The following is a 21,380-nucleotide window of genomic DNA, read 5'->3' as shown; positions in this document are numbered from 1 at the left end:
TCATGCCCACCGCCGGTCCAGCTGAGGAGGCGCTGAGCCTGTCGAAGTGCCGTCTCGAAGCACGGCCACACGCCCGACTCCCGCTCACCCCCGCGGCAGCGTGATCGTCGCGACCAGCCCGCCGCCGTCGCGCGCGGCGAGCACGATCGCGCCGCCGGCCTCCTCGACGATCGCGCGCGCCAGCGCCAGCCCGAGGCCGATCCCGCCGGTCTCGCGGTTGCGCGACGTCTCCAGCCGGATGAAGGCGCCGAACACGTCGTCCAGTCGGTCCGCCGGGATGCCGGGGCCGCGGTCGGCGACCACGATCGCCGCGCTCGCCGCCCCGGCACGAAGCGAGACCTCGGCGGCGCCGGCATATTTCACCGCATTCTCGATCAGGTTGCGCACCGCGCGGCGGATCAGCGACGGGCGCAGCCGCATGCGCAGCCGCTCGGCCTCCTCGAACGCGACATCGTCACCCAGGTCACGGAAATCCTCCACTACCGCGTCGACCAACGCGGCGAGATCGACCTCGGTCTCGGGCTCGCTCGGGCGGCCGAGCCGCGCCAGCGAGAGGATGTCCTCCAGCGTGCGGTTCATCTCGGCGATCGTGTCGGCCATGCGCGCTCGGTCCTGCTCGTCCTCGACCGACTCGATCCGCACGCGCAACGCGGCCAGCGGCGTGCGCAGGTCGTGGCCGATCGCGCCGAGCATGCGATCCTTCTCGTCGAGCATCGCGGTGACGCGCAGGCTCAGCGCGTTGAACGCGGCGATCACCGCGGTGACGTCGGGCGGTCCCTCCTCCTCGAGCGGGCGGGGCGGCGTGCGCGGCGAGTAGGCGCGCGCCGCGGCGGCGAGCTCGCGCAGGGGGCGCGAGATTCGCCGCGCTACCCACAGCACGGGCAGCAGCACCATTCCGTACAGGATCAGCGTCTGCGCGAGCAGCCGCCAGAACAGTCGCGTATCGCCGCGCGGCAGCCCGCCCGCCAGCACCAGCCAGCGCCCGCCGGGCTGCTGCGCGGCGACCACGATCGTCTCGGGCGGCGGCTCCGGGCCGTGACGCGCGGCCATGCGGCGCTCGAACCGGCTGAGCGGCACCTGATAGGTGCCCGGCGGCGCGATCGCCACCTCCACCCGGCGCATCCGCACGCCGAACTCGTCGAGCTGGGCGCGTACCTCGCGCGCCATCTCGGGCTGCGGTGCCATCTCGGCGGTGATCGGACTGCGCGCCGCGACGCGGACGCGGCCGCGATCGGGGGTAATGCGGCGCCCGCTCGCTTCCTGGTCGATCGCGTCGGCGAGGCGAAAAGCGGCAGGACGCGACGCCTGCGCGACGCGAAAGCTGCTCCGCTCGCGCAGCAGCAGCGCGAGATTGATCGCCTGCGCCACGAACAGGGCGAGCGCGACCAGCAGCGCCATCTGCCCGGCGAGGCTGCGCGGCCAGGGCAGGCGGCGCCAGGTCACGCGGCGCTCACGAGGGCGCTCACAGGCGCGCTCACAGTCGCGTCACGTCGGTGGAGAGCGCGTAGCCGCCGCCCCACACCGTCTTGATGATCTCGGGCGCTTTGGGATCGGCCTCGATCTTGCGCCGCAGCCGGCTCACCTGATTGTCGATCGCGCGGTCGAACGCCGCCGCCTCGCGCCCCTGGGTGAGGTCGAGCAGCTGGTCACGCGTCAGCACCTGGCGCGGGCGCTGCACCAGTGCGAGCAGCAGGTTGTACTCGCCCGTCGACAGCGGCACCGAGACGCCCTCGCGGTCGACCAACGCGCGCTCGCCGGTCTTCAGCAGCCAGCCCGCGAAGGCATAGGCGCCGCTCTCGGGGGCGTGCTGGCGCACCGCCCCCCCCGCGGTGCGGCGCAGGACGACCTTGATCCGGGCCGCCAGCTCGCGCGGCGAGAAGGGCTTCACGACATAATCGTCCGCGCCCATCTCGAGCCCGACGATGCGATCGGTCTCCTCGCTCTTGGCGGTGAGCAGGATCACCGGCGTCTCGCCGGTGGCGCGGATATGGCGGCACAGCGACAGCCCGTCCTCGCCCGGCATCATGATGTCGAGCACGACCAGGTCGATCGCGTAGGCGGCCATGCGTGTCCGCGCGCTCTCCGCGTCGCCCGCCTGGGTGACGCGGAAGCCCTGCTTGGTCAGGTAGACGGCGAGCGGCTCGCGGATCGAGCGCTCGTCGTCGACCAGCAGCAGATGCGGGGTGTCGGCCATGTCGTCGGGGCCTGCCATAGCTGATGCCTCGAAGGGAAGGGCCGGGTGTCAGTCGCGCTCGGGCGCGGTGCCGGCGCGCGCGCCGTCACGCCCGCCCCCATGCTCACCGTCATGCGGGCCGGGGCCGCGCAGATCGCCGTCGGGGCCGATGCGGCGGGCGCGCATCATCAGCCGCATCGCCTCGCGCTCCTGTTGATCGACGCGGCCGTCGTGGTTGGCATCGGCGCGGTCGAACATGCGCAGCGCGCGCTCGCGGAACTGCTCGCGCGTCATCTCGCGCGGCGCGCGCCGGTGATGACGGTCGCCGCGCTCGCCCCGTTCGCGCCGGCCGCCGTCGCGCTCGGCACCGGGTGGCGGGGGAGGCGGTGGCGCGTCCGCACCCGACGGGGGCGGCGGCGGTGGGCCGTCCTCGCCGGGCGGCGGCGCCATGTCGCCGCGCGGACGGTGCGGCGGGCGGAAGGCGCGACGCTCGTCGCGGTCGATCTTGCCGTCGCCATTGGTGTCCATCGCGGCGAAGCGGCGGTCGGCCTCGGCGGCGGCCTCTTCGCGGGTCACCACGCCGTCGCGGTCGGCGTCGGCGGCGGCGAGCGGGTCGCGCGGTCCCATCGGACCGGGCGGCGGCGCGTCGGCGCGCGCGGCAGGCAGGTCCTGCGCGAGCAGCGGCGCGGCATGGGCGAGCGCGGCGGCGCCGAGCACCGCGGCGGAGAGCAAGGTCTTCATCGGATACACCCCTCGACACGTTCGACGGGGCTCGGACCCCGTCAGTGTCGTGGTGCTACAGCGCGCCTGTCGCGCCGGAATGTCGGCGCGCTGGAATATTGTCGCGATTTGTATCAGCCGAAGATCGCGACCGACTGGATCTGCTCGGCGATCGCGCGGCCGTCCGCGTCCCAGATCGCCATCTGCTGCGACGAGGCGCCGTCGCGCGCGTGATCGGTGGCGGAGCGCAGCAGCCACCAGCCGTCGCGCGTCGCCGGAGCGGGGGCGAGCAGGTTGAGTTGCCACGTCATCGAGCTCACCGGCGCGCCGACGCCGAGCAGCCGCAGCGCCGCGGGGGGAAGGCAGTCGCCGAGCGCCAGCAGCTCGACCTCGGGGTGGAGCCCGCCGCGCTCGGCGAGCCGCGCCCAGCGCAGCCACGCCGCCGGATCGTCCTGGCCGGGCGGGTCGACGAACTCGAAGTGGCGCGTGAACGCCACCTGCGGGTGGCCGCCGCGCAGCACGCGGTCACTGGGAGCGGGCGGCGCGGCCGCGGGCGCGGCGCCGCGCGCATGTGACAGCGCGTCGGGCAGCGCGCGCATGAAGACGAAGGTGCAGCGAACGCCGAGCCCGGCCTCGCCGCTCACCTCGGCGGCGACGAAAGCGGCGTTGCGCCCGCGACGCAGCAGCGTGGCGGAGACCGTCACCGCGCCGGCGAGCGGCCCGACGAACGCCACCTGCGCGGAGCGCAGCGGCGGCAGCTCGGGCTCGAGCTGGCGCGCCGCGTGCAGCGCCAGCGCCGCCGAGAGGCCGCCGAACGCGGTGCGGCCCTGCTGCCAGTCGGGCGGGATCGCGCCGTGCCAGCGTGCCGCGCCGCCGTCGCGGACGAGCGCCGCGAGCAACTGGGCGAGCGGGGTGGCGGAGGCTGGGTCGGTCATCGCCTCACGCTAGCCGCGGATCGCGGCGGATCAATGCCGCACGCCACCGCGGGGCGAGAAGAGTCGGCCGCGCGGCACGTCGGGGGCGCGGGAGCCGCTATGAAGGAGGCTGCGACGACGAGGAGATGACATGAGGCGTACGCTGCTGGTGATCGACGTCCAGAACGCCTATTTCGCGCGCGGCGCGCTGCCGCTGTGGCGCGCCGAGGCGGTGGAGGAGCGGATCGTCGCCGCGATCGCCGCGGCGCAGGCGGCAGGCGATCAGGTCGTGCTGGTGCGCCACGTCGCCGCCGGCGGTCCCTTCGCCGAGGACGAGCCGGGCAGCGTGATCCGTCCCGCGATCATGGACGCGGCGGAGGGCGCCGCGGTGATCACCAAGAGCTTTCCCGACGCGTTCCAAGAGACCGACCTCGGCGCGCATCTGCTCGACACCGGCGAGCTCTTCATCTGCGGCATGATGACGCAGAACTGCGTCACCTACACCGCGCTCGCGCCCGAGGCGACGGTGCTCGACCGCCGCGTCGTCGGCGACCTCTGCACCGCGCCGACCGACTTCGTCCATCAGGTCGCGCTCGCCGCTCTGGGCTCGAAGATACCTGTCGTCACCACGGCGGACGTCTGGCCGACGCGGGAGGGGTGAGATGGGCGAACCCTCCGCCTGCCCACCGTCATACCAGGCCCTGAGCCTGGATCCATCTCGCCGCATGTACAGGAGGTTGGCGTGCTTGGCGGCATGGTTCCGGGGCCAAGCCCCGGGTGACGGGAAGCTGCGGTGACAGATCGTTGACGTGAGCGAGCGCCGACCCCGGCGTGTTGTCCTTCTCTCACCGGCGCTCGCTACGCGACCTCAGGTCAACCCTCCTTATCGTGCGGCCTGGCCGAATAGCACGCGCCGCTGCTCGTCGCTCATCTCCGCCGGCTGCGCCTGCACCCGCGTGCCCTGCTCATAGGCGCGCACCACCGCGGGCCGCCCCTTGATCCGTGCGTGCCATGCCGCGATGTTGGGGAAGTCGTTGATGTCCTGTCCCTGCGGCTCAGGCAAGATCCAGGGGAAGCACGCCATGTCGGCGATGCTGTACGCGCCACCGGCGACATAGTCGCGCCCTTCCAATCGCCGCTCGAGCACGCCGTACAGCCGCTCGGTCTCCTTGAGATAGCGCTCGATCGCATAGGGCACCCGCTCGGGCGCGTAGCGGGTGAAATGGTGGTTCTGCCCCAGCATCGGGCCGAGCCCGCCGACCTGCCACATCAGCCACTCGAGCACCTCGACGTGCGCCCGCGGCGTCGCCCCGCCGAACTGCCCGGTCTTGTGCGCGAGATAGAGCAGGATCGCGCCGCTCTCGAACACGCTGACCGGCGCGCCGCCGTCGCTCGGCGCATGGTCGACGATCGCGGGCATGCGATTGTTGGGCGAGATCGCGAGGAACTCGGGGCGGAACTGCTCGCCCTTGCCGATATTGACCGGGTGGACGGTGTAGTCGACCCCGGCCTCCTCCAGGAAAATCGTGATCTTGTGGCCGTTCGGCGTGGGCCAGTAATGCAGGTCGATCATCGCGCGTCTCCGTCGTGTGCGCGAAGGGTGGGGACGCCGAACGCCACGATCAATGCCGCCGCGCCGATCAGCGTGCCCGCTACGACGAAGGCGAGCCCGTCGAAGCCGCGCCGCGCGCCCCAGGCGAGGCTCTGCGTCGCGATCAGCGGCCCGATCACCGCGGCCACCGAGTTCATGCTGCCGAGCCCGCCCTGCAGCGCGCCCTGGCGCGTCGCGTCCACCAGGCGGCTGAGCAGCCCGTTCAGCGCCGGCCACGCCAAGGCGCCGAGCGCGCCCACCAGGAAGAAGGCATAGACCTGCCAGCCCTGCGTCACGAACGCGTAGGCCAGCAGCGTCGCGGCGCCCGCCACCAGCCCGATCAGCGCGGCGCGGCGTTCGCCCAGCCGCGCCACCGCGCGCCGCGTGAGGAAGAGCTGAACGAGCAGTTGGAGGAAGCCGACCCAGGCGAGGCTCCAGCCGATCGCGGCGGGGCTCCAGCCGAAGCGCAGCGTTGCCCAGAAGCTCCACACCGCCGGGTATACGATACCGCCGAGCTGCCACAGGAACCAGGCCACCAGCAGCGGCGCGGCGTTGCCCGAGGCGAACAGCGGGCGGAAGGCGCCGATCACGTGCGCGTCGCGCAGGCGAAACGGCCGGCGCCGCTCGCGCCCCAGCGTCTCGGGCAGGAAGAGCAGCATCGCGATCGCGTTGAGGGCGGCAAGCGCGGCGGCGAGCGCGAACGGCGCGCGTGGCCCCCAATGTGCCACCAGCCCGCCCAGCGCGGGTCCGACGATGAAGCCGAGCCCAAACGCCGCGCCGAGCAGGCCATAGCCCGCGGCGCGCTGCTCGGGCGGGGTCACGTCCGCGATCACCGCGCCGGCGGGTCCGTAGCTCGCCCCCGCCGCGCCGGCAATGACTCGGCCGAGAAACAGCCAGGCCAGCGAGGGCGCCCCGGCCATCAGCGCATAGTCGAGCGCGAAGGCGATCATCGCCGCCACCAGCACCGGGCGACGACCATAGCGGTCGCCGAGATTGCCGAGGATCGGCCCGGCGACGAACTGCGCCAGTGCGAAGGCGGCGAGCATCCACCCGCCGATCAGCGTGGCATGCGCCAGGTCGGTGTGGCCGAGCGCGACGATCAGGCCGGGCAACACCGGCATGACGATGCCGAAGCCGATCACGTCCACCGTGACGGCGGCGAGGACGATCGGCACGGCGCGATGCGCGAAACGGGGCATTGCCACTCCATAGCGCCGCGCAGGGTCGCTGTCGCCGCCGGGTTCAACAAGCTGATCCATGTGAGAAGAATATGGCTCGAACCGGTACCAAGGCTTGCCCTGCGCGCGCGTCGCGGTAATGAGATGTAAATAAGGGTTGCTGGGGGGCGCCGGTGGGAGATCAGGAGAGCGTCGCGGTCGCGTATCACCGCCCGAGCGACGCCTTGACGCATCATGTCACGGGCTATCACCGCTTCGCCGCGCCCGTGGTGCCGGGGCACGTCTTCCACGATGCCTTCTTCCCCAGCGTCGCGACGATCCGGGTGACGCTGGCGGGCAGCCCGCCCTGGGCGCTGCGGATCGGCAGCCGGACCTATGATCCGATGCCGACGGTCGCGCTGACCGGGCCGACCAGCTACGCCGGCTATGTCAACAGTTCGGGCGGCACGCTGGTGGGCGCGGGGCTGCTGCCTTATGGCTGGGCGCAGATGTTCGGCGGCGACGTGTCGCGATTGTCGAACCGGGTGGTGCCGCTCGATGAGCTCGACCCCGGCGCCGAGATGCTGCGCGCCGCCCTCGAGGCGGGCGAGCCGTTCCAGCAGGTATTCGACACCTGGCTCGAGGCGCGGTTGCAGCGCCGTCCGCCGGCCGACCCGCGGATCGACCGGCTGTGCACGATGCTGCGCGATCCCGCCACGACGCGGATCGAGGCGGTGGCCGACGCGCTCGACATGACCCCGCGCGCGCTCGCCGCGCTGACCCGCTTCAACTTCGGCTTTACCCCCAAGCTGCTGCTGCGCCGCACGCGCTTCCTGCGCGCCTTGAGCCTGGTGCTGACCCAGCCCGACGCCGCACCGATGGCGCTGGAGGACGCGGGCTATTGGGACCGCTCGCACTTCCTGCGCGACAGCCACCTGTTCCTGGGCTGCTCGGTGCGCGAGTTCTCGCGCCGGCGCGGCCCGCACAACCAGCTCGCCATCCGTGCGCGGACCGAGGCGCTGGGCGAACCGGTGTAGCGGGGCGGGGCGTGGACTGCCCCACCTTCAAGACCTTTCCGCCCCGCTTCCCGTTCGTGCTGAGGAGGCACTGAGCTTGTCAAAGCCTCTCCTCAGCGCGAGCGGTTCGAAGTTCCGGCACGAGATCCGTGAGGAGTCCGCTCACTCGCCGAGCAGCCGGTCGTCGAACATGCCGAACAGCAGGGTCGAGGCGTAGAGCCCCACCGCGCGCTCGTGCGCCATGGTCGAGGCCCACTTCCGCATGTCGAACGCGGCGTTGAGCAGCGCCATTAGCGCCTGGCTCGCGATCAGGCTATCGACCGGGCGGATCGTCCCCTCGGCGGCGCCGTCCATCAGCGTGCCGGCGAAGCGACGCGCGATCCGCGTCGAGCGGTCTACCATCTGCTGGCGCTCGCCCGGTGGCAGACCGCTCAGCGCGGTGGTGCGCAGCAGCGAGCCGCTGTCGGAAAATTGGACCCCCACCAGCGTCGCCACCGCGTCGCACAGCCGCTGCCAATGCGTACCACCACGCGCGTCGGCGCTGCGCTGCGCCGCCGCGATCGTGTCGAAGCTGCGGCGGTAGCAGGCCGCGACCAGATCGTCCTTGGCGTCGAGATGATGGTAGAAGCTGCCCTTGGTGACGTTCAGCTCGGAGGCGATCCGCTGAACCGAGGCGCCGCGATAGCCTAGCTCGTTGATCAGCCGCGTCGCCGCCAGCAGGAAGGCGTCGCGCCCGGACATCCCATCGTCCTGCTCGAGCGTCAGCTGGCGCGGAGACCAGCGCGCGTCCGCGCCGGCCAGGCCGTGGCGGAACAGGTCCATCAGCCGCTCGGCGGCGCGCGGGTATTGGTCGGCGTCGTAGCGCGGCAGCCAGGCCGGCAGCCAGAACAGATTTTCCAGCAGCACGTGCGCGCGCGCGCCGGCGAGATCGACCGCGCCGCGCGCACGCTGCTCGCCCCACAGTGCGCGGGTACGGCGGAACACCTCGCGCCAGCGCGCCATCAGTCGCGCGCGCACCGGCCCGTCCATCGCGCGCAGGTCGGACAGCACCGCGAAGGCGCGTTCCTCGCCGCGCTCGATCCGGGCGAGCCGAGCGAGGTTGAGCGTGATCAGCCGCTCGACCCGCTCGGGCGGGGCCGCCTCGGCCGAAGCCTCGTCGAGCATCGCCAGCAGATAGTCGAGCGTATGCTCGAACGCGGCGGCGGCGAGATCCTCCTTGCGCTTGAAGTAATATGTGACGCTGGTGGTGTTGAGCCCGACGCGGCGCGCCACGTCGGCGAAGGTCATGCCCTTCGCGCTCTGCTCGTTGATCGCGTCCGCCGCGGCGGCCAGGATCGCCTCACGCTTCTCGCGGAAGCGCCGCGTCGCGGTGGCGTCGTCGGTCCTCAGATCCCCCATGGCCGATGGTTAGCACGTCGCTTTCGAAGATACAGTCCCTTTTCCATCGACATGGATCGTAGCTGGCGGCGCGACGAAGCCTGCTTTACCGAATGCACGGTATGGCCTAAGCCCGGTCGCGACCAACGAGGAGAGGGTGGCGATGGACTTCACGCTGAGCGAGCGCGAGACCTATTTCCGCGACCGCGTCCGCGCCTTCATCGCGCGCCATATCACGCCGCGCGACCATGAATATGAGCAGCAGCTGGCGAGCGGCGAGCGCTGGAAGGTCATCCCCGTGATCGAGGAGGTCAAGCGCGTCGCCCGCGCCGAGGGGCTGTGGAACTTCTTCATGCCGCCGCACTCGGGCCAGCAGCACGTCGACGACAGCTTCGCGTTCCAGGGCACCCAGTTGACCAACCTCGAATATGCTTTGTGCGCCGAGGAGATGGGGCGGATCGGCTGGGCCAGCGAATGCTTCAACTGCTCCGCGCCCGACACCGGCAACATGGAGGTGCTCCACCGCTACGGCACGCGCGCGCAGAAGGAGGCGTGGCTGCGCCCGCTGATGGAGGGCGAGATCCGCTCGGTCTTCCTGATGACCGAGCCCGCGGTCGCCTCGTCCGACGCGACCAACATCGAGACGCGGATCGAGCGCGACGGCGATCACTACGTGATCAACGGGCGCAAATGGTGGTCGTCCGGGGTGGGTGACCCGCGCTGCAGGATCGGCATCCTGATGGGCAAGACCAGCTTCGAGGGCTCACGCCACCAGCAGCAGAGTCAGGTGCTGGTGCCGCTGGACACACCCGGCGTGAAGGTCGAACGGCTGCTCTCGGTCTACGGCTATGACCATGCGCCGCACGGCCACGGCGAGGTGAGCTTCACTGACGTGCGCGTGCCGGTGGAGAACGTGCTGCTGGGCGAGGGGCGCGGCTTCGAGATCGCGCAGGGGCGGCTCGGGCCGGGGCGGATCCACCATTGCATGCGCACGATCGGGGTCGCCGAGGTGGCGATCGAGAAGATGGCGCGGCGGCTGCTCGCGCGCGTGGCCTTCGGCAAGCGCATTGCCGATCACAGCGTGTGGGAGCAGCGGATCGCGCGCGCGCGGATCGACATCGAGATGACCCGGCTGCTCTGCCTCAAGGCCGCGGACATGATGGACAAGGCAGGGAACAAGGCGGCGCAGCAGGAGATCGCGATGATCAAGGTGCAGGCGCCGACGATGGCGTTGCAGATCCTCGACGACGCGATCCAGGCGTTCGGCGGCGCCGGGGTGGCGGAGGACGCCGGTCTGGCGCACGCCTGGGCCTCGGTGCGGACCTTGCGCTTCGCCGACGGACCGGACGAGGTGCATTGTCGCGCGATCGCGCGCCACGAGTTCGGGAAATACGGTGACGCCGGCGGGCGCGATGCGCCGTCGAGCGGCGACGTCAGGGTGAGCCGGTGAGGGGAAGTAGGATAAGCTCTGCCACTTTTCTCCGGCGTTATCCTGACCTTTCAGGATCCACGATCGCGCGAGCGCCGCGTGAGCGTGAGAAGTTGAGCATCTTGAAGAGAGCCGTTCGTGCTGTTGAGGCACTGAGCGAAGTCGAAGTGCCGTCTCGAAGCACCGCTACAAGGGTCGCGCCGGCGCGCCGGGACGAGGTTTCGACGAGCTCAGCCTCTCCTCAGCGCGAACGGGTGCCACTTTCCCGCTGCGCACGAACCCGGTGCGAGGCCGAATGAGAGCCGCCGTCCTCACCGCCACGCGCGAACCGCTCGCGATCGCCGACGTCACCGTCAGCAAGCCGCTCGCGCATGAGGTGCTGATCCGCACCGCCGCGGTCGGCGTGTGCCGCTCCGACCTGCACTTCGTCGACGGCCTCTACCCGCACCCGCTCCCCGCCATCCCCGGCCATGAGGCGGCGGGGGTGGTCGAGGCGGTCGGCAGCGAGGTGCGCACCGTCGGGCCCGGCGACCATGTCGTCACCTGCCTCTCCGCCTTCTGCGGCCACTGCGAGTTCTGCCTCAGCGGCCGCATGTCGCTGTGCGTCAGCGGTGAGACGCGGCGCCCACGCGGCGCCGAGCCGCGGCTGCGCCTCGCTGACGGCGGCGCGGTGGCGCAGATGCTCAACCTCTCCGCCTACGCCGAGCAGATGCTGGTGCACGAACACGCCTGTGTCGCGATCGACCGCGAGATGCCGCTCGACCGCGCCGCGCTGATCGGCTGCGCGGTGACGACCGGCGCGGGCGCGGTCTTCAACACCGCGGACGTCGCGCCGGGCGAGACGGTATGCGTGGTCGGCTGCGGCGGGATCGGGCTCGCCGCGATCAACGCCGCACGGATCGCGGGGGCAGGGCGGATCGTCGCGCTCGATCCCGTGCCCGAGAAGCGCGCCATCGCCGAGCGGCTCGGCGCGACGGACACGTTCGACAGCGCCGCCGAGGGTGTCGCCGCGGCGGTGGTGGAGGCGACCCGCGGCGGCGTCCACCACGCGATCGAGGCGGTCGGTCGCCCGCAGTCGGCCGCGACCGCGGTGGCGGTGCTGCGCCGTGGCGGCACCGCGACGATCCTTGGCATGCTGCCGCCGGCCGAGGGGGTCGGCCTGTCCGCGATCGACCTGCTGTCGGGCAAGAGATTGCAGGGCGGGCTGATGGGCTCCAATCGCTTCCCGATCGACGTGCCGCGGCTGGTCGACTTCTACCAGCGCGGGCTGCTCGACCTCGACACGCTGATCGCCGAGCGGCTGCCGCTCGAACGCATCAACCACGCCTTCGACGAGCTCCGCCGCGGCGACACCACCCGTAGCGTGATCGTCTTCGCATGAGCGGCGACCCTTCGATCCAGCGCGACATCGCGGAGCGCGACCGGCTCGACACGGCGCGGCTGGGCGCGTGGCTGGCCGAGCACGTGCCCGGCTTCGCCGGCCCGCTCGACTATGCCAAATTCGCGGGCGGCCAGTCGAACCCGACCTACCGGCTGGACACGCCCGCGCGGCGCTACGTGCTGCGGCGCAAGCCCTTGGGGGAGCTGCTTCCCTCGGCGCACCAGGTCGAACGCGAGTATCGCGTCATCGCCGCGCTCCACCCCACCGGCTTCCCGGTGCCACGGCCGTACGCGCTGTGCGAGGACGCGGCAGTGATCGGCTCGGCCTTCTACGTCATGGAGATGGTGGAGGGGCGGACGATCTGGGACGGGGCCATGCCCGAGCTCGCCCCCGCGGCGCGCCGGGCGCATTATCACGCGATGATCGACACGCTGGCCGATCTCCACAATCTCGACGCCGAGCGCATCGGCCTCGGCGACTACGGCCGGCCGGGCAATTATTTCGAGCGCCAGGTCGCGCGCTGGACCAAGCAATATCGCGGCGCCGAGACCGAGACCTTGCCCGAGATGGAGCGGCTGATCGAGTGGCTGCCGCGCACCGTGCCGCCGCAGACCCGCACCGCCATCGTCCACGGCGACTATCGCGTCGACAACATGCGCTTCGCGCCGGGCGAGGCGCCGCGCGTCGCCGCGGTGCTCGACTGGGAGCTGTCGACGCTCGGTGATCCTGTCGCCGACCTGACCTACTACCTGATGAGCTGGGTCACCGAGCCCGAGGGGCGCTCGGGCGTGATGGGGCTGACCGGCGACGCCACCGGCATCCCGACGCTGGAGGAGATGCTGGCGCGCTACGCGGCGCGGACCGGACGCGACGAGCCGGTCACGATCGACTGGTACTTCGCCTTCAACCTTTTCCGCCTGGCCAGCATCGTCCAGGGCATCCGCAAGCGCGTGCTGGTCGGCACCGCCGCCAACGCGCGCGCGCAGGAGACCGCGGCGCGGCTGCCGATGCTGGTGAGCGCGGCCTGGCACTTCGCCGGGCGTGCCGGGGCTTGAGCGGGGAGGGGGAGCGGATGCGGTTCGCGGGCAAGTCGATCGTCGTCACCGGCGCGGGCTCGGGCATCGGTCGCGCCGCCGCGCTGCTGTTCGCGCGCGAGGGCGGCCGCGTCGTCGCCGCCGACGTCAGCGAGGGAGCGGACGCGACCGCCGCCGCGATCATCGACGCGGGCGGCACCGCGCTGGCGTTCCGCGGCGACGCCGGCGACGAGGGCGATGTCGCGCGGCTGGTCGCGTTGGCGGCGGAGCGGCACGGCGGGCTCGACGTGATCTTCGCCAACGCCGGGATCTCGGGCGGGCTCGCCAACCTGTTCGACACCGACGTCGCGCTGATCACCGAGGTGCTGCGCGTCAATTTGATCGGCCCGTTCCTTGCCATCAAACATGCCGCACCGCTGATCGCCGCGCGCGGGGGTGGCGCGATCGTGCTCACCGCCAGCGTCGCCGGGCTGCGCTCGGGGGCGGGGTCGCCGGCGTATTCGGCGAGCAAGGCGGGGGTGATCAACCTCGCGCAGGTGGCGGCGCAGCAGCTCAGCGGCAGCAACGTGCGGGTCAACGCGATCTGCCCCGGGCTGACCGAGACGGAAATGACTCGACCGACCTTCGATTACGCGCGCGAGGCGGGCAAGCTCGACCGGCTCGGCCGGCTCAACCCGCTGCGGCGCGGCGCGCAGCCCGACGAACTGGCGCGCGTCGCGATGTTCCTCGCCAGCGACGACGCCAGCTACGTCAACGGCCAGGCGATCGTGGTCGACGGCGGATTGTCGTCGAGCCATCCGGTGACGCGGCAGGATTATGGCAAGACCGCGGTGTGAGGCGGCCAGCGAGCGCCGGGCGAGACGGGCGGCACACCGGCGATACGCCGCGACGCGCGGGCCAGCGCCGCCCGCGCCCCCGCCAGCCGTCGCGGAGACGCCGCATTAGCTGCTCCCACGCGGCATAGGCCAGCGCTCCCACCGTCAACGCAGCGACCACGTTGGGCGCCACGCCGTCGATCCCGAGGCGGTCGCGCAGCAGGTGGATGGTGATCCCCTGGGTGAGGTAGGCGAACAGGCTGCTGCGCGCGAGATAGCCCAGCACCGCCGCGACCTCGCGCCGGACCAGCACCCGCGGTGTGAGCAGCAGCGCGGCGACGACCGCCTCCGCGATCAGCGCGTGCGAGTCGCTCGCCCCCCAGTCGAGCGCGGTCACCAGCGCGGTGACGAGGATCACGGTCCAGCGCTGCGCCCCGGTCTCGGCGTAGCTCGCCAGCCAGCCGAGCGTGATCGCATAGGCCCAGGCGTCTGTGCTGAAATCGTCCGCCGACACGGCGCCGCGCAGCGCGAGCCCGGCGACCTTCGCCGCGAGCGCGAGTGACAGCAGCGGGAAGCCGATCGCCCAGCCCGATCGCTCGGCGCGGCGCCGCACGGGCGGGATGGCGAGCAGCAGCAGCAGTGCCAGTGTGCAGTGGAACAGCGCGGGGACGAACCAGAACTGCGCCATCGTCCGCACGCCGGGATCATGGACGATATTGCCCAGAAGCAGCAGCGTCTGCCAGCCGAAGCGGTTGGGGGTGAGCGCGCGATAGACTAGGAGGATCGCCAGAAAGGGTGCGACGACGCGCAGCAGATAGTCGCGGATCACGCCCCAGCGCGCCGAACCGAGCAGCCGCCGCGACTGGAAGCGCGCGAGGCCGTAGCCCGCGAGGATCATCAGCGCGAGCGCGCCGCCCTTGATCGCGCGGTTGGCGGGGTCGCCGAGCACGTGGCTGGCGACCACCAGCGCGATCGCGGCGGGGCGCAGCAGCACGTCGGTCGCGACCCAGCGGAAGCCCGGATCGGCGCGCGCTGTCGTCGGTCGGGCGAGCGCCTCGATCCGTGCGACCGTCAGCTCCTCCCAGCGCTCGGGCAGCGTGCCGAGCACCTCCTCGATCGCCAGGCTGGCGCGGACATAGCTGAGCGAGTCGCCCGCCAGCGAGCGGAACGAGTCGCCGTCCTCTACCCGGTCGCGGCCCAGTGCCGCGGCGAGCGCCGCGCGCAACGCGCCCGCGGAGGCAGCCGTCCGGATCGCTCCCGCCGCCGCGCGACCGGCGGCGAGCAGCGCGGGATAGTCGACCTTGCCCGAGGCGAGCCGCGGCACCGCGTCGAGCGCCAGCACCGCGCGATGGCTCGCCGGCAGGCCGACCTTGTCGGCGACGAACCGCTCGGCCGAGGCCACGTCGCCCGGTGCCAATACCGCGACCACCAGCAGCGCGTCGTCGCCCGCGGCCACCGCGGAGACATTCGCGGCTGCGAGTCGCTGCTCCACCTCGTCGAGCGCGACGCGCAGCCCGAACGGCTTGATGAAGCGGCTGCGGCGACCGGTCACGCGATAGGCGCCGTCGGGCAGACGCTCGGCGAGGTCGCCGGTGCGCAGCGCGGTCAGCTCGTGGCCGCGCGCGAGATCGACCGCCGCCTCGGCATAGCCCATCATCACGTTGGGGCCGGTATAGACCAGCTCGCCCGCGGTCGCCGCGAAGGCGCCGGTCTCTGGATCGACCAGCGTGAGCGTGCCGCCCGGGATGGCGCGCCCGATCCCGCCCGCGACCACGTGATCGGGATCGACGTCGAGCGTCGCGATCCGCGCCACCGCCTCGGTCTGGCCGTACATTACCACGAAGCGCTTGCCGGCGGCACGCGCGCGCCGCGCGACCGAGGTGAGCAGCTCGGGTGCGAGCCGACCACCGGCCTGGGTCAGCGTGCGCAGGGACTCGGGCAGCGAGTCGAGGAAGCCGGCGCGGTCGAGCAGCTCATAACTGTGCGGCACCCCACCGAACGAGGTGGCGCGATGGCGCTCGATCACGGCGCGGAAGGCCGGGTCGACCACCGAGCCGGCGTAGAGGATCGTCGTCGCCCCTACCGCGAGATGCGAGTGAATCACCGACAGGCCGTAGGCATAGCCCGGCGGCAGCGTCGTGATCGCGCGCTCGTCGGGCGTCAGCGCGAGGCTGGCCGCGATCGCGTGCGCGTTGGCGTCGACCGCGCGCGCGGACAGCCGTACCAGTTTGGTCGCGCCCGTCGAGCCTGAGGTCGACAGCAGCAGCGCGAGCCCGGGGTGCGCCGCGGGCGCGTCGCCGGCGTCGCGCAGCCGCTCGGTGCCGCGCGCGCTCGACCAGCGCGCCGCCGGTCGGAACGCGGCGATCAGTCGGTCGGCGCGCTCGCGGTCGGCGGTCGTGTCCCCGGCGGCGGTGACGATCGCGGGGAGCCCGCGCCGCAGCGCGCCGAGATAGGCGATCATCGCGGCGAGGTCGTTGTCGAGCGCCAGCAGCACCGGAGTGCCGCGCGGCAGATCGAAGACGGCGTCGGCCGCGCATGCCAGCGCGGCATAATCGAGCGTGTCGCCCGCGGCGGTGACGAAGGCGACGCGGCCGGCGTGCCGCTCCAGGTCCTGCCAGAATGTCATCGCTTCCCCACGGGCGCTATGTAGCGGGACGGGGAACGACGAACGGCGCGCTACACGGACTTCTTCGCTCGGGCGGTTTCCCGGCCCGCGCGGGCGACGGGCTGTCCTACGCCGGCGCGATCTGTCACGAGATGCGTCCCTAGGGGAGAAGGAGAGCGGCCTTGTTGAACCATGTTCTGGTCGGGTCGAACGACCTCGCGCGGTCGGCGCGCTTCTACGACGCGGTGCTCGGTGTGCTGGGCGCACCGCCGGCGCGCCGCGACACCGCGCCGAGCGGGCACGAGCGCCTGTTCTATCGTCACAACGGCACCATGTTCGGCGTCAGCCAGCCGATCGACGGCGCCGCGGCGAGCGTTGGCAACGGCAGCACGGTCGCCTTCCGCTGCGACTCAGCCGAGCAGGTGCAGCGGTTTCACGACGTCGCGGTGGCGAACGGCGGCACCTCAATCGAGGACGCGCCCGGCCCGCGCGAGACCAGCCTCGGCCCCGCGGTGCTGGCCTATGTCCGCGATCCCGACGGCAACAAGCTATGCGCGGTGAGCCGGGGATGACGGCCTATGTGGCGCTGTTGCGCGCGGTCAACGTCGGCGGCACGGGCGCGCTGGCGATGGCCGAGCTGCGACGGCTGTGCGAGGCGGCGGGCTTCGCGGCGGTGCGCACCTATATCGCGAGCGGCAACGTGGTCTTCACGAGCCCGCTCGACGCGGCAACGGTCAAGCGGCGCCTTGAGGAGGCCTTGCAGGTGTCGACCGGGCGGCAGGTGAGCGTCGCGGTGCGCACCGCGGCCGAGCTGGCGGCGGCGCTCGCTGCCAATCCCTTCGCCGACGCGCCGCCCTCTACCACCGTGCTCCACTTCCTCGACGCGCCGCCCCAGGCCGACACGCTCGAGCGCGCGGTAGCGCCCGATGGGGAGCGGCTGGCTCTCGGCGCGCGCGAGATCTACGTCGCGTACGGCGCGGGAATGGGGCGGTCGCGGCTCAAGCTGCCGAGTGCGGCGGAGGGGACTGCACGCAACGTCAACACCGTGGCGAAGCTGGTCGCGATGACGGCGGAGGTCTCCGCGGCATGAAGCGGTGCGGTGGAGCGCGGCGCGCGGCGGTCGACTCAACATTCGCAACATCCGCCGCCGCGCACCCCGCTCCGGACTCAACATTCGCAACATTCGCGCCCCTTCCAAGCCAGGGGCACAGCCGCTACAGGCCCGCCATGGAGCATCCCGACAGCATCCTCATCGTCGATTTCGGCAGCCAGGTGACCCAGTTGATCGCGCGCCGCGTGCGCGAGGCGGGGGTCTACAGCGAGATCGCGCCCTTCCAGTCCGCCGCCGACGCGTTCGAGCGGATGCGCCCCAAGGGCGTGATCCTCTCCGGCGGTCCTGCCTCGGTCGTGGACGAGGGAAGCCCGCGCGCGCCCCAGGCAGTGTTCGACTCGGGCGTACCGGTGCTCGGCATCTGCTACGGCCAGCAGGTGATGAACGAGCAGCTCGGCGGCAAGGTCGAGAAGGGCAATGCCGGCGAGTTCGGGGAGGCCTATGTCGAGGTCGACGCCGCCTGCGGGCTGTTCGACGGGTTGTGGCAGTCGGGCGAGCGCCATCAGGTGTGGATGAGCCACGGCGATCATGTCGCCGCGCTCGCACCCGGGTTCGCCCCGGTGGCCTCGTCCAAGGGGGCGCCGTTCGCGCTCACCGCGGACGAGACGCGCCGTTATTACGGGATGCAGTTCCATCCCGAGGTGGTCCACACGCCCGACGGCGGCAAGCTGATCGCCAATTTCGCGCGCCACGTCTGCGGGCTGGCGGGCGACTGGACGATGGCCGAGTTCCGCGCCACCAAGATCGCCGAGATCCGCGCGCAGGTCGGCAGCGGGCGCGTGATCTGCGGCCTGTCGGGCGGGGTCGACTCGGCGGTGGCGGCGGTGCTGATCCACGAGGCGATCGGCGACCAGCTCACCTGCGTCTTCGTCGATCACGGGCTGTTGCGCGCGGGCGAGGCCGACCAGGTCGTCGGGCTCTTCCGCAACCACTATAACATCCCGCTGGTGCACGTGAACGCGGAGACGCTGTTCCTCGGCGGCCTGGCGGGGGTCACCGACCCCGAGGCCAAGCGCAAGTTCATCGGCAAGACCTTCATCGACGTGTTCGAGGATGAGGCGCGCAAGATCGGCGGCGCCGAGTTCCTCGCGCAGGGCACGCTCTATCCCGACGTGATCGAGAGCGTGAGCTTCACCGGCGGCCCGTCGGTGACGATCAAGAGCCACCACAATGTCGGCGGCCTGCCCGAGCGAATGAACATGAAATTGGTCGAGCCGCTGCGTGAATTGTTCAAGGACGAGGTGCGCGAGCTCGGCCGCGAGCTGGGGCTGCCCGACGCCTTCGTCGGCCGCCATCCGTTCCCGGGGCCGGGTCTCGCGATCCGCATCCCCGGCGAGGTCAGCAAGGAGCGCTGCGACATCCTGCGCAAGGCCGACGCGATCTACCTCGAGGAGATCCGCGCGGCGGGGCTGTACGACACGATCTGGCAGGCCTTCGCGGTGCTGCTGCCGGTGCGCTCGGTCGGCGTGATGGGCGACGGGCGGACGTATGATTCGGTGCTGGCGCTGCGCGCAGTCACCTCGACCGACGGGATGACGGCACAGGCGTTCCAGTTCCCGGGCGACTTCCTGCCGCGGGTGGCGACACGGATCATCAACGAGGTGAAGGGCATCAACCGGGTGACCTACGATTACACCTCCAAGCCGCCGGGCACGATCGAGTGGGAATGACGCGGGACGAGCGAGCAGCCGGGGGCTGCTCGCCCGCGTCATTCGGCGGCGCGAGCCGCCGCGGCGCGCGGGACGAGCGAGCAGCCGGGGGCTGCTCGCCTGCGTCATTCGGCGGCGCGAGCCGCCGCGGCGCGCGGGACGAGCGAGCAGCCGGTGGCTGCTCGCTCGTGTCATTCGGCGGCGCGAGCCGCCGTGCGCGGCGTGACACTGCGATCCGGGGCGCGTCACCGGCGCGGGCTTGCTTCAATGCTCTCCGCCTTGTCGGCGCCTTCCTGCCCATCGCCGCCGCGCTCGCGCTCCCCGCTGCGCCTGCCAATGCCGCGAGCAGCGACCCGCCCGAGTGGACCCAGCCGCGCCCGCCGCTGCACCTGCTCGGCCCGATCACCTATGTCGGCACGCGCGGGCTCGGCGCCTATCTCATCCGCACCAGTGCCGGCGCGATCCTGGTGGACGCGACGATGGCCGAGAACGTCCCCGCGATCGAGCGCAACATTCGCTCGCTCGGGCTGAAGCTCAGCGACGTCAAGCTCATCCTCGTCAGCCACGCGCATTTCGACCATGTCGGCGGGCTCGAGCGCATGCGGCACGACACCGGCGCGCGCGTGCTCGCCGGCAGCGGCGACGTCGCCGCGCTGCGGAGCGGGACCCCGCCGGGCGAGACCAGCTACGGCGTCCACCGTTTCCCCGCGGTGACGCGCGTGTCGCCGGTGGCGGACGGCGAGCAAGTCAGGCTCGGCGATGTCACGCTGCGCGCCGTGGCGACTCCGGGACACACGCCCGGCTGTACCAGCTGGACCATGCGCGTGGTCGATCACGGTCGCGCGCGCGAGGTGGTGTTCGCGGGCAGTATGACGGTCGCGGGTAATCGCCTGATCGGCAATCGCCGCTATCCCGCGATCGTGCGCGACTATCGCGCCACCTTCGACCGGATCGAGCGGCTGCACGCCGACGTGGTGTTGCCGATGCACCCCGAGGCGGCCGACGTGTTCGCCCGCGCGCGCGTTGGGACGCTCGTCGCGCCGCGATTGCTCGGCGACATGGCGCGCGCGGCACGGGTCGATTTCGAGCGCACGCTGCGCGAGGAGAAGCGCTGAGCGGCGTTGCGGTGGACGGCCGCATGCGCTTGAGTACCGGTGGATCGCACCGGCGTCGCCCGACGATGGGACGGCGCCGACGAGAAGGAGAGACATGATGCGAAATCTGACCAAGGCGGGCGTGGCCGCGCTCGCGCTGGCGCTGTCGGCGGCGCCGAGCGTGGCGCAGCGCGGCGCGTCAGCGCCCAACACGCTCAGCGCCCAGGAGCGCGCCGCGGGCTGGACCCTGCTGTTCAACGGCCGCGATCTCACCGGCTGGCGCTCGTTCAAGGGCGGCGCGCCGACACCATCCTGGGTGGTGCGCGACGGCGCGCTCGAGCTCACCGCCTCGGGCGGTCACATGAGCGGCGCCGATCTCGCCACCGCCGAGAGCTACGGACCGTTCGAGCTCACGCTCGACTGGAAGGTGGAGAAGGGCGGCAACAGCGGCGTGATCTATCTCGCCCGCAACGTGCCCGAGACGACGCAGAGCTATGAGACCGGGCTCGAGATGCAGGTGCTCGACGATCAGGGCCACCCCGACGGCAAGATCCCGTCGCATCGTGCCGGCTCGCTCTACGACATCACCGTGCCGCCCGCGGGCGTGTCGCGCCCGGCGGGCAGCTGGAACCACGCGCGGCTCTTGGTCGAGCCCGGCCGCATCCGCCAGTGGCTCAACGGCGTGCCGACCGCCGACGTGTCCTACGGCGACGCGGCGTGGAAGGCGCGCGTGGCCAAGTCCAAGTTCGCCAAGATGCCGCTCTACGGCACCTTCACCAGCGGCGTGATCGCGCTGCAGGACCATGGCGAGCCGGTCGCCTTCCGCAACATCAAGCTCCGTCGGATCGGCGCGGCGCGGTGATCCGGCCCGGGGCGGCGGCTGCCGAGCCACTGCCCTGGATCAGTCTCCGGAACGATCGGCCTCTACCGCGCTTCTGAGGCCTATGGCTCTGTTCTATTTTCAGTTTGCCGGTCGCGAGCGGGACGCGACCGGGATCGACTGCACCGACGTGGCGGCGGCGCGCAACGAGGCGGTGCGGCGGCTCGGCGGCTATCTCTCCGACCATCCCGGCTATGCCGAGGAGGGCCATTGGCGCGTGACGGTGGAGGACTCGAGCCGCCGCCCGCTGCTCAACGTGATAGTCGCCACGGTCGGCGTCCGCGGTGCTCCCGACGAGTGACGCGGTGTCTCGTATACGGTCGTGCGAACCAATCCTTAAGTACGAATGACATAGTGGTAAGCGACGAGGTCGTAGACCCGCGTCGCTCTCGGCTCCGCGAGACGGGGAGGGCGGCTGGTTTCCCCCGCTCGAC

The 21,380-nt window shown here is 71.8% G+C and carries 20 protein-coding genes; 12 read left to right on the top strand and 8 right to left on the bottom strand.

Features of this window, described 5'->3' with window-relative positions:
• Window positions 1-84 precede the first annotated feature (84 nt).
• The 4 genes from KZ820_RS02670 to KZ820_RS02655 all read right to left on the bottom strand — a co-directional run bounded on the left by KZ820_RS02670 (window position 85) and on the right by KZ820_RS02655 (window position 3,828).
• Entirely contained in the window at window positions 85-1,398 is a 1,314-nt protein-coding gene (locus KZ820_RS02670; protein WP_219748060.1) for a sensor histidine kinase, read from the bottom strand.
• A 76-nt stretch (window positions 1,399-1,474) separates the two neighbouring features.
• Window positions 1,475-2,194, bottom strand: coding sequence for a response regulator (locus tag KZ820_RS02665; RefSeq protein WP_183943522.1), 720 nt, complete (start codon window positions 2,192-2,194; stop codon window positions 1,475-1,477).
• A 48-nt stretch (window positions 2,195-2,242) separates the two neighbouring features.
• Window positions 2,243-2,914, bottom strand: coding sequence for an EF-hand domain-containing protein (locus tag KZ820_RS02660; RefSeq protein WP_219747142.1), 672 nt, complete (start codon window positions 2,912-2,914; stop codon window positions 2,243-2,245).
• A gap of 113 nt (window positions 2,915-3,027) precedes the next feature.
• Window positions 3,028-3,828 (bottom strand): thioesterase family protein, encoded by an 801-nt coding sequence (locus KZ820_RS02655; protein WP_219747141.1) that lies wholly within the window; start codon window positions 3,826-3,828, stop codon window positions 3,028-3,030.
• A 130-nt stretch (window positions 3,829-3,958) separates the two neighbouring features.
• On the opposite strand from KZ820_RS02655, the gene KZ820_RS02650 reads away from it, so the two are divergent.
• A complete protein-coding gene (locus tag KZ820_RS02650; RefSeq protein WP_219747140.1) occupies window positions 3,959-4,468 on the top strand; it encodes a cysteine hydrolase family protein in 510 nt (169 codons plus the stop codon).
• 222 nt (window positions 4,469-4,690) lie between these two features.
• Here KZ820_RS02650 and KZ820_RS02645 read toward each other — a convergent pair whose 3' ends face one another.
• Both KZ820_RS02645 and KZ820_RS02640 read right to left on the bottom strand, forming a co-directional pair.
• On the bottom strand, window positions 4,691-5,380 hold the full coding sequence (locus tag KZ820_RS02645) for a glutathione S-transferase N-terminal domain-containing protein (protein ID WP_219747139.1): 690 nt from the start codon (window positions 5,378-5,380) through the stop codon (window positions 4,691-4,693).
• On the bottom strand, window positions 5,377-6,597 hold the full coding sequence (locus KZ820_RS02640) for an MFS transporter (RefSeq protein ID WP_219747138.1): 1,221 nt from the start codon (window positions 6,595-6,597) through the stop codon (window positions 5,377-5,379). The genes KZ820_RS02645 and KZ820_RS02640 overlap by 4 nt, the downstream gene beginning before the upstream one ends.
• A 203-nt stretch (window positions 6,598-6,800) precedes the next feature.
• Here KZ820_RS02640 and KZ820_RS02635 point away from each other — a divergent pair, with 203 nt between their 5' ends.
• Window positions 6,801-7,592: a helix-turn-helix domain-containing protein gene (locus KZ820_RS02635; protein WP_219747137.1), complete on the top strand. Its 792-nt coding sequence runs from the start codon at window positions 6,801-6,803 to the stop codon at window positions 7,590-7,592.
• 141 nt (window positions 7,593-7,733) lie between these two features.
• Here KZ820_RS02635 and KZ820_RS02630 read toward each other — a convergent pair whose 3' ends face one another.
• The gene (locus tag KZ820_RS02630; RefSeq protein WP_219747136.1) at window positions 7,734-8,969 is read right to left on the bottom strand and encodes a TetR/AcrR family transcriptional regulator; all 1,236 of its coding nucleotides are present in this window, start codon (window positions 8,967-8,969) and stop codon (window positions 7,734-7,736) included.
• Between the two features lie 142 nt (window positions 8,970-9,111).
• Between KZ820_RS02630 and KZ820_RS02625 the strand changes: the two genes are divergently transcribed.
• The 4 genes from KZ820_RS02625 (at window position 9,112) to KZ820_RS02610 (ending at window position 13,628) form a co-directional block, all read left to right on the top strand.
• A complete protein-coding gene (locus tag KZ820_RS02625; protein WP_219747135.1) occupies window positions 9,112-10,398 on the top strand; it encodes an acyl-CoA dehydrogenase family protein in 1,287 nt (428 codons plus the stop codon).
• A 274-nt stretch (window positions 10,399-10,672) separates the two neighbouring features.
• Window positions 10,673-11,758 (top strand): Zn-dependent alcohol dehydrogenase, encoded by a 1,086-nt coding sequence (locus KZ820_RS02620; RefSeq protein WP_219747134.1) that lies wholly within the window; start codon window positions 10,673-10,675, stop codon window positions 11,756-11,758.
• Complete coding sequence (locus tag KZ820_RS02615; protein ID WP_219747133.1) at window positions 11,755-12,813, top strand: phosphotransferase family protein; 1,059 nt, start codon at window positions 11,755-11,757, stop codon at window positions 12,811-12,813. Before KZ820_RS02620 ends, KZ820_RS02615 begins: the two co-directional genes overlap by 4 nt.
• 17 nt (window positions 12,814-12,830) lie before the next feature.
• Window positions 12,831-13,628 (top strand): SDR family NAD(P)-dependent oxidoreductase, encoded by a 798-nt coding sequence (locus KZ820_RS02610; RefSeq protein ID WP_219747132.1) that lies wholly within the window; start codon window positions 12,831-12,833, stop codon window positions 13,626-13,628.
• Here the strand turns inward: KZ820_RS02610 and KZ820_RS02605 are convergent.
• A complete protein-coding gene (locus tag KZ820_RS02605; RefSeq protein ID WP_219747131.1) occupies window positions 13,543-16,233 on the bottom strand; it encodes an AMP-binding protein in 2,691 nt (896 codons plus the stop codon). The two genes, KZ820_RS02610 and KZ820_RS02605, sit on opposite strands and share 86 nt — an antisense overlap.
• A gap of 161 nt (window positions 16,234-16,394) precedes the next feature.
• On the opposite strand from KZ820_RS02605, the gene KZ820_RS02600 reads away from it, so the two are divergent.
• The 6 genes from KZ820_RS02600 (at window position 16,395) to KZ820_RS02575 (ending at window position 21,247) form a co-directional block, all read left to right on the top strand.
• Window positions 16,395-16,784: a VOC family protein gene (locus tag KZ820_RS02600; protein WP_219747130.1), complete on the top strand. Its 390-nt coding sequence runs from the start codon at window positions 16,395-16,397 to the stop codon at window positions 16,782-16,784.
• A complete protein-coding gene (locus tag KZ820_RS02595) occupies window positions 16,781-17,302 on the top strand; it encodes a DUF1697 domain-containing protein (RefSeq protein WP_219747129.1) in 522 nt (173 codons plus the stop codon). Before KZ820_RS02600 ends, KZ820_RS02595 begins: the two co-directional genes overlap by 4 nt.
• A 137-nt stretch (window positions 17,303-17,439) precedes the next feature.
• Complete coding sequence (gene guaA, locus KZ820_RS02590) at window positions 17,440-18,993, top strand: glutamine-hydrolyzing GMP synthase (RefSeq protein ID WP_219747128.1); 1,554 nt, start codon at window positions 17,440-17,442, stop codon at window positions 18,991-18,993.
• A 167-nt stretch (window positions 18,994-19,160) separates the two neighbouring features.
• Window positions 19,161-20,087: a subclass B3 metallo-beta-lactamase gene (gene bla / locus KZ820_RS02585; RefSeq protein WP_308462100.1), complete on the top strand. Its 927-nt coding sequence runs from the start codon at window positions 19,161-19,163 to the stop codon at window positions 20,085-20,087.
• 94 nt (window positions 20,088-20,181) lie between these two features.
• Window positions 20,182-20,928 carry a 3-keto-disaccharide hydrolase gene (locus KZ820_RS02580; protein WP_219747127.1) on the top strand — a complete coding sequence of 249 codons (747 nt, stop codon included), beginning with the start codon at window positions 20,182-20,184 and terminating at the stop codon, window positions 20,926-20,928.
• Between the two features lie 82 nt (window positions 20,929-21,010).
• A complete protein-coding gene (locus tag KZ820_RS02575; RefSeq protein ID WP_219747126.1) occupies window positions 21,011-21,247 on the top strand; it encodes a DUF6894 family protein in 237 nt (78 codons plus the stop codon).
• Window positions 21,248-21,380 lie beyond the last annotated feature (133 nt).

It is taken from the genome of Sphingomonas citri (genome assembly GCF_019429485.1).
GTDB lineage: Bacteria > Pseudomonadota > Alphaproteobacteria > Sphingomonadales > Sphingomonadaceae > Sphingomonas > Sphingomonas citri.
Note: the sequence above shows the minus strand (reverse complement) of the source record. Positions and strands in the feature narration are given on the sequence as shown.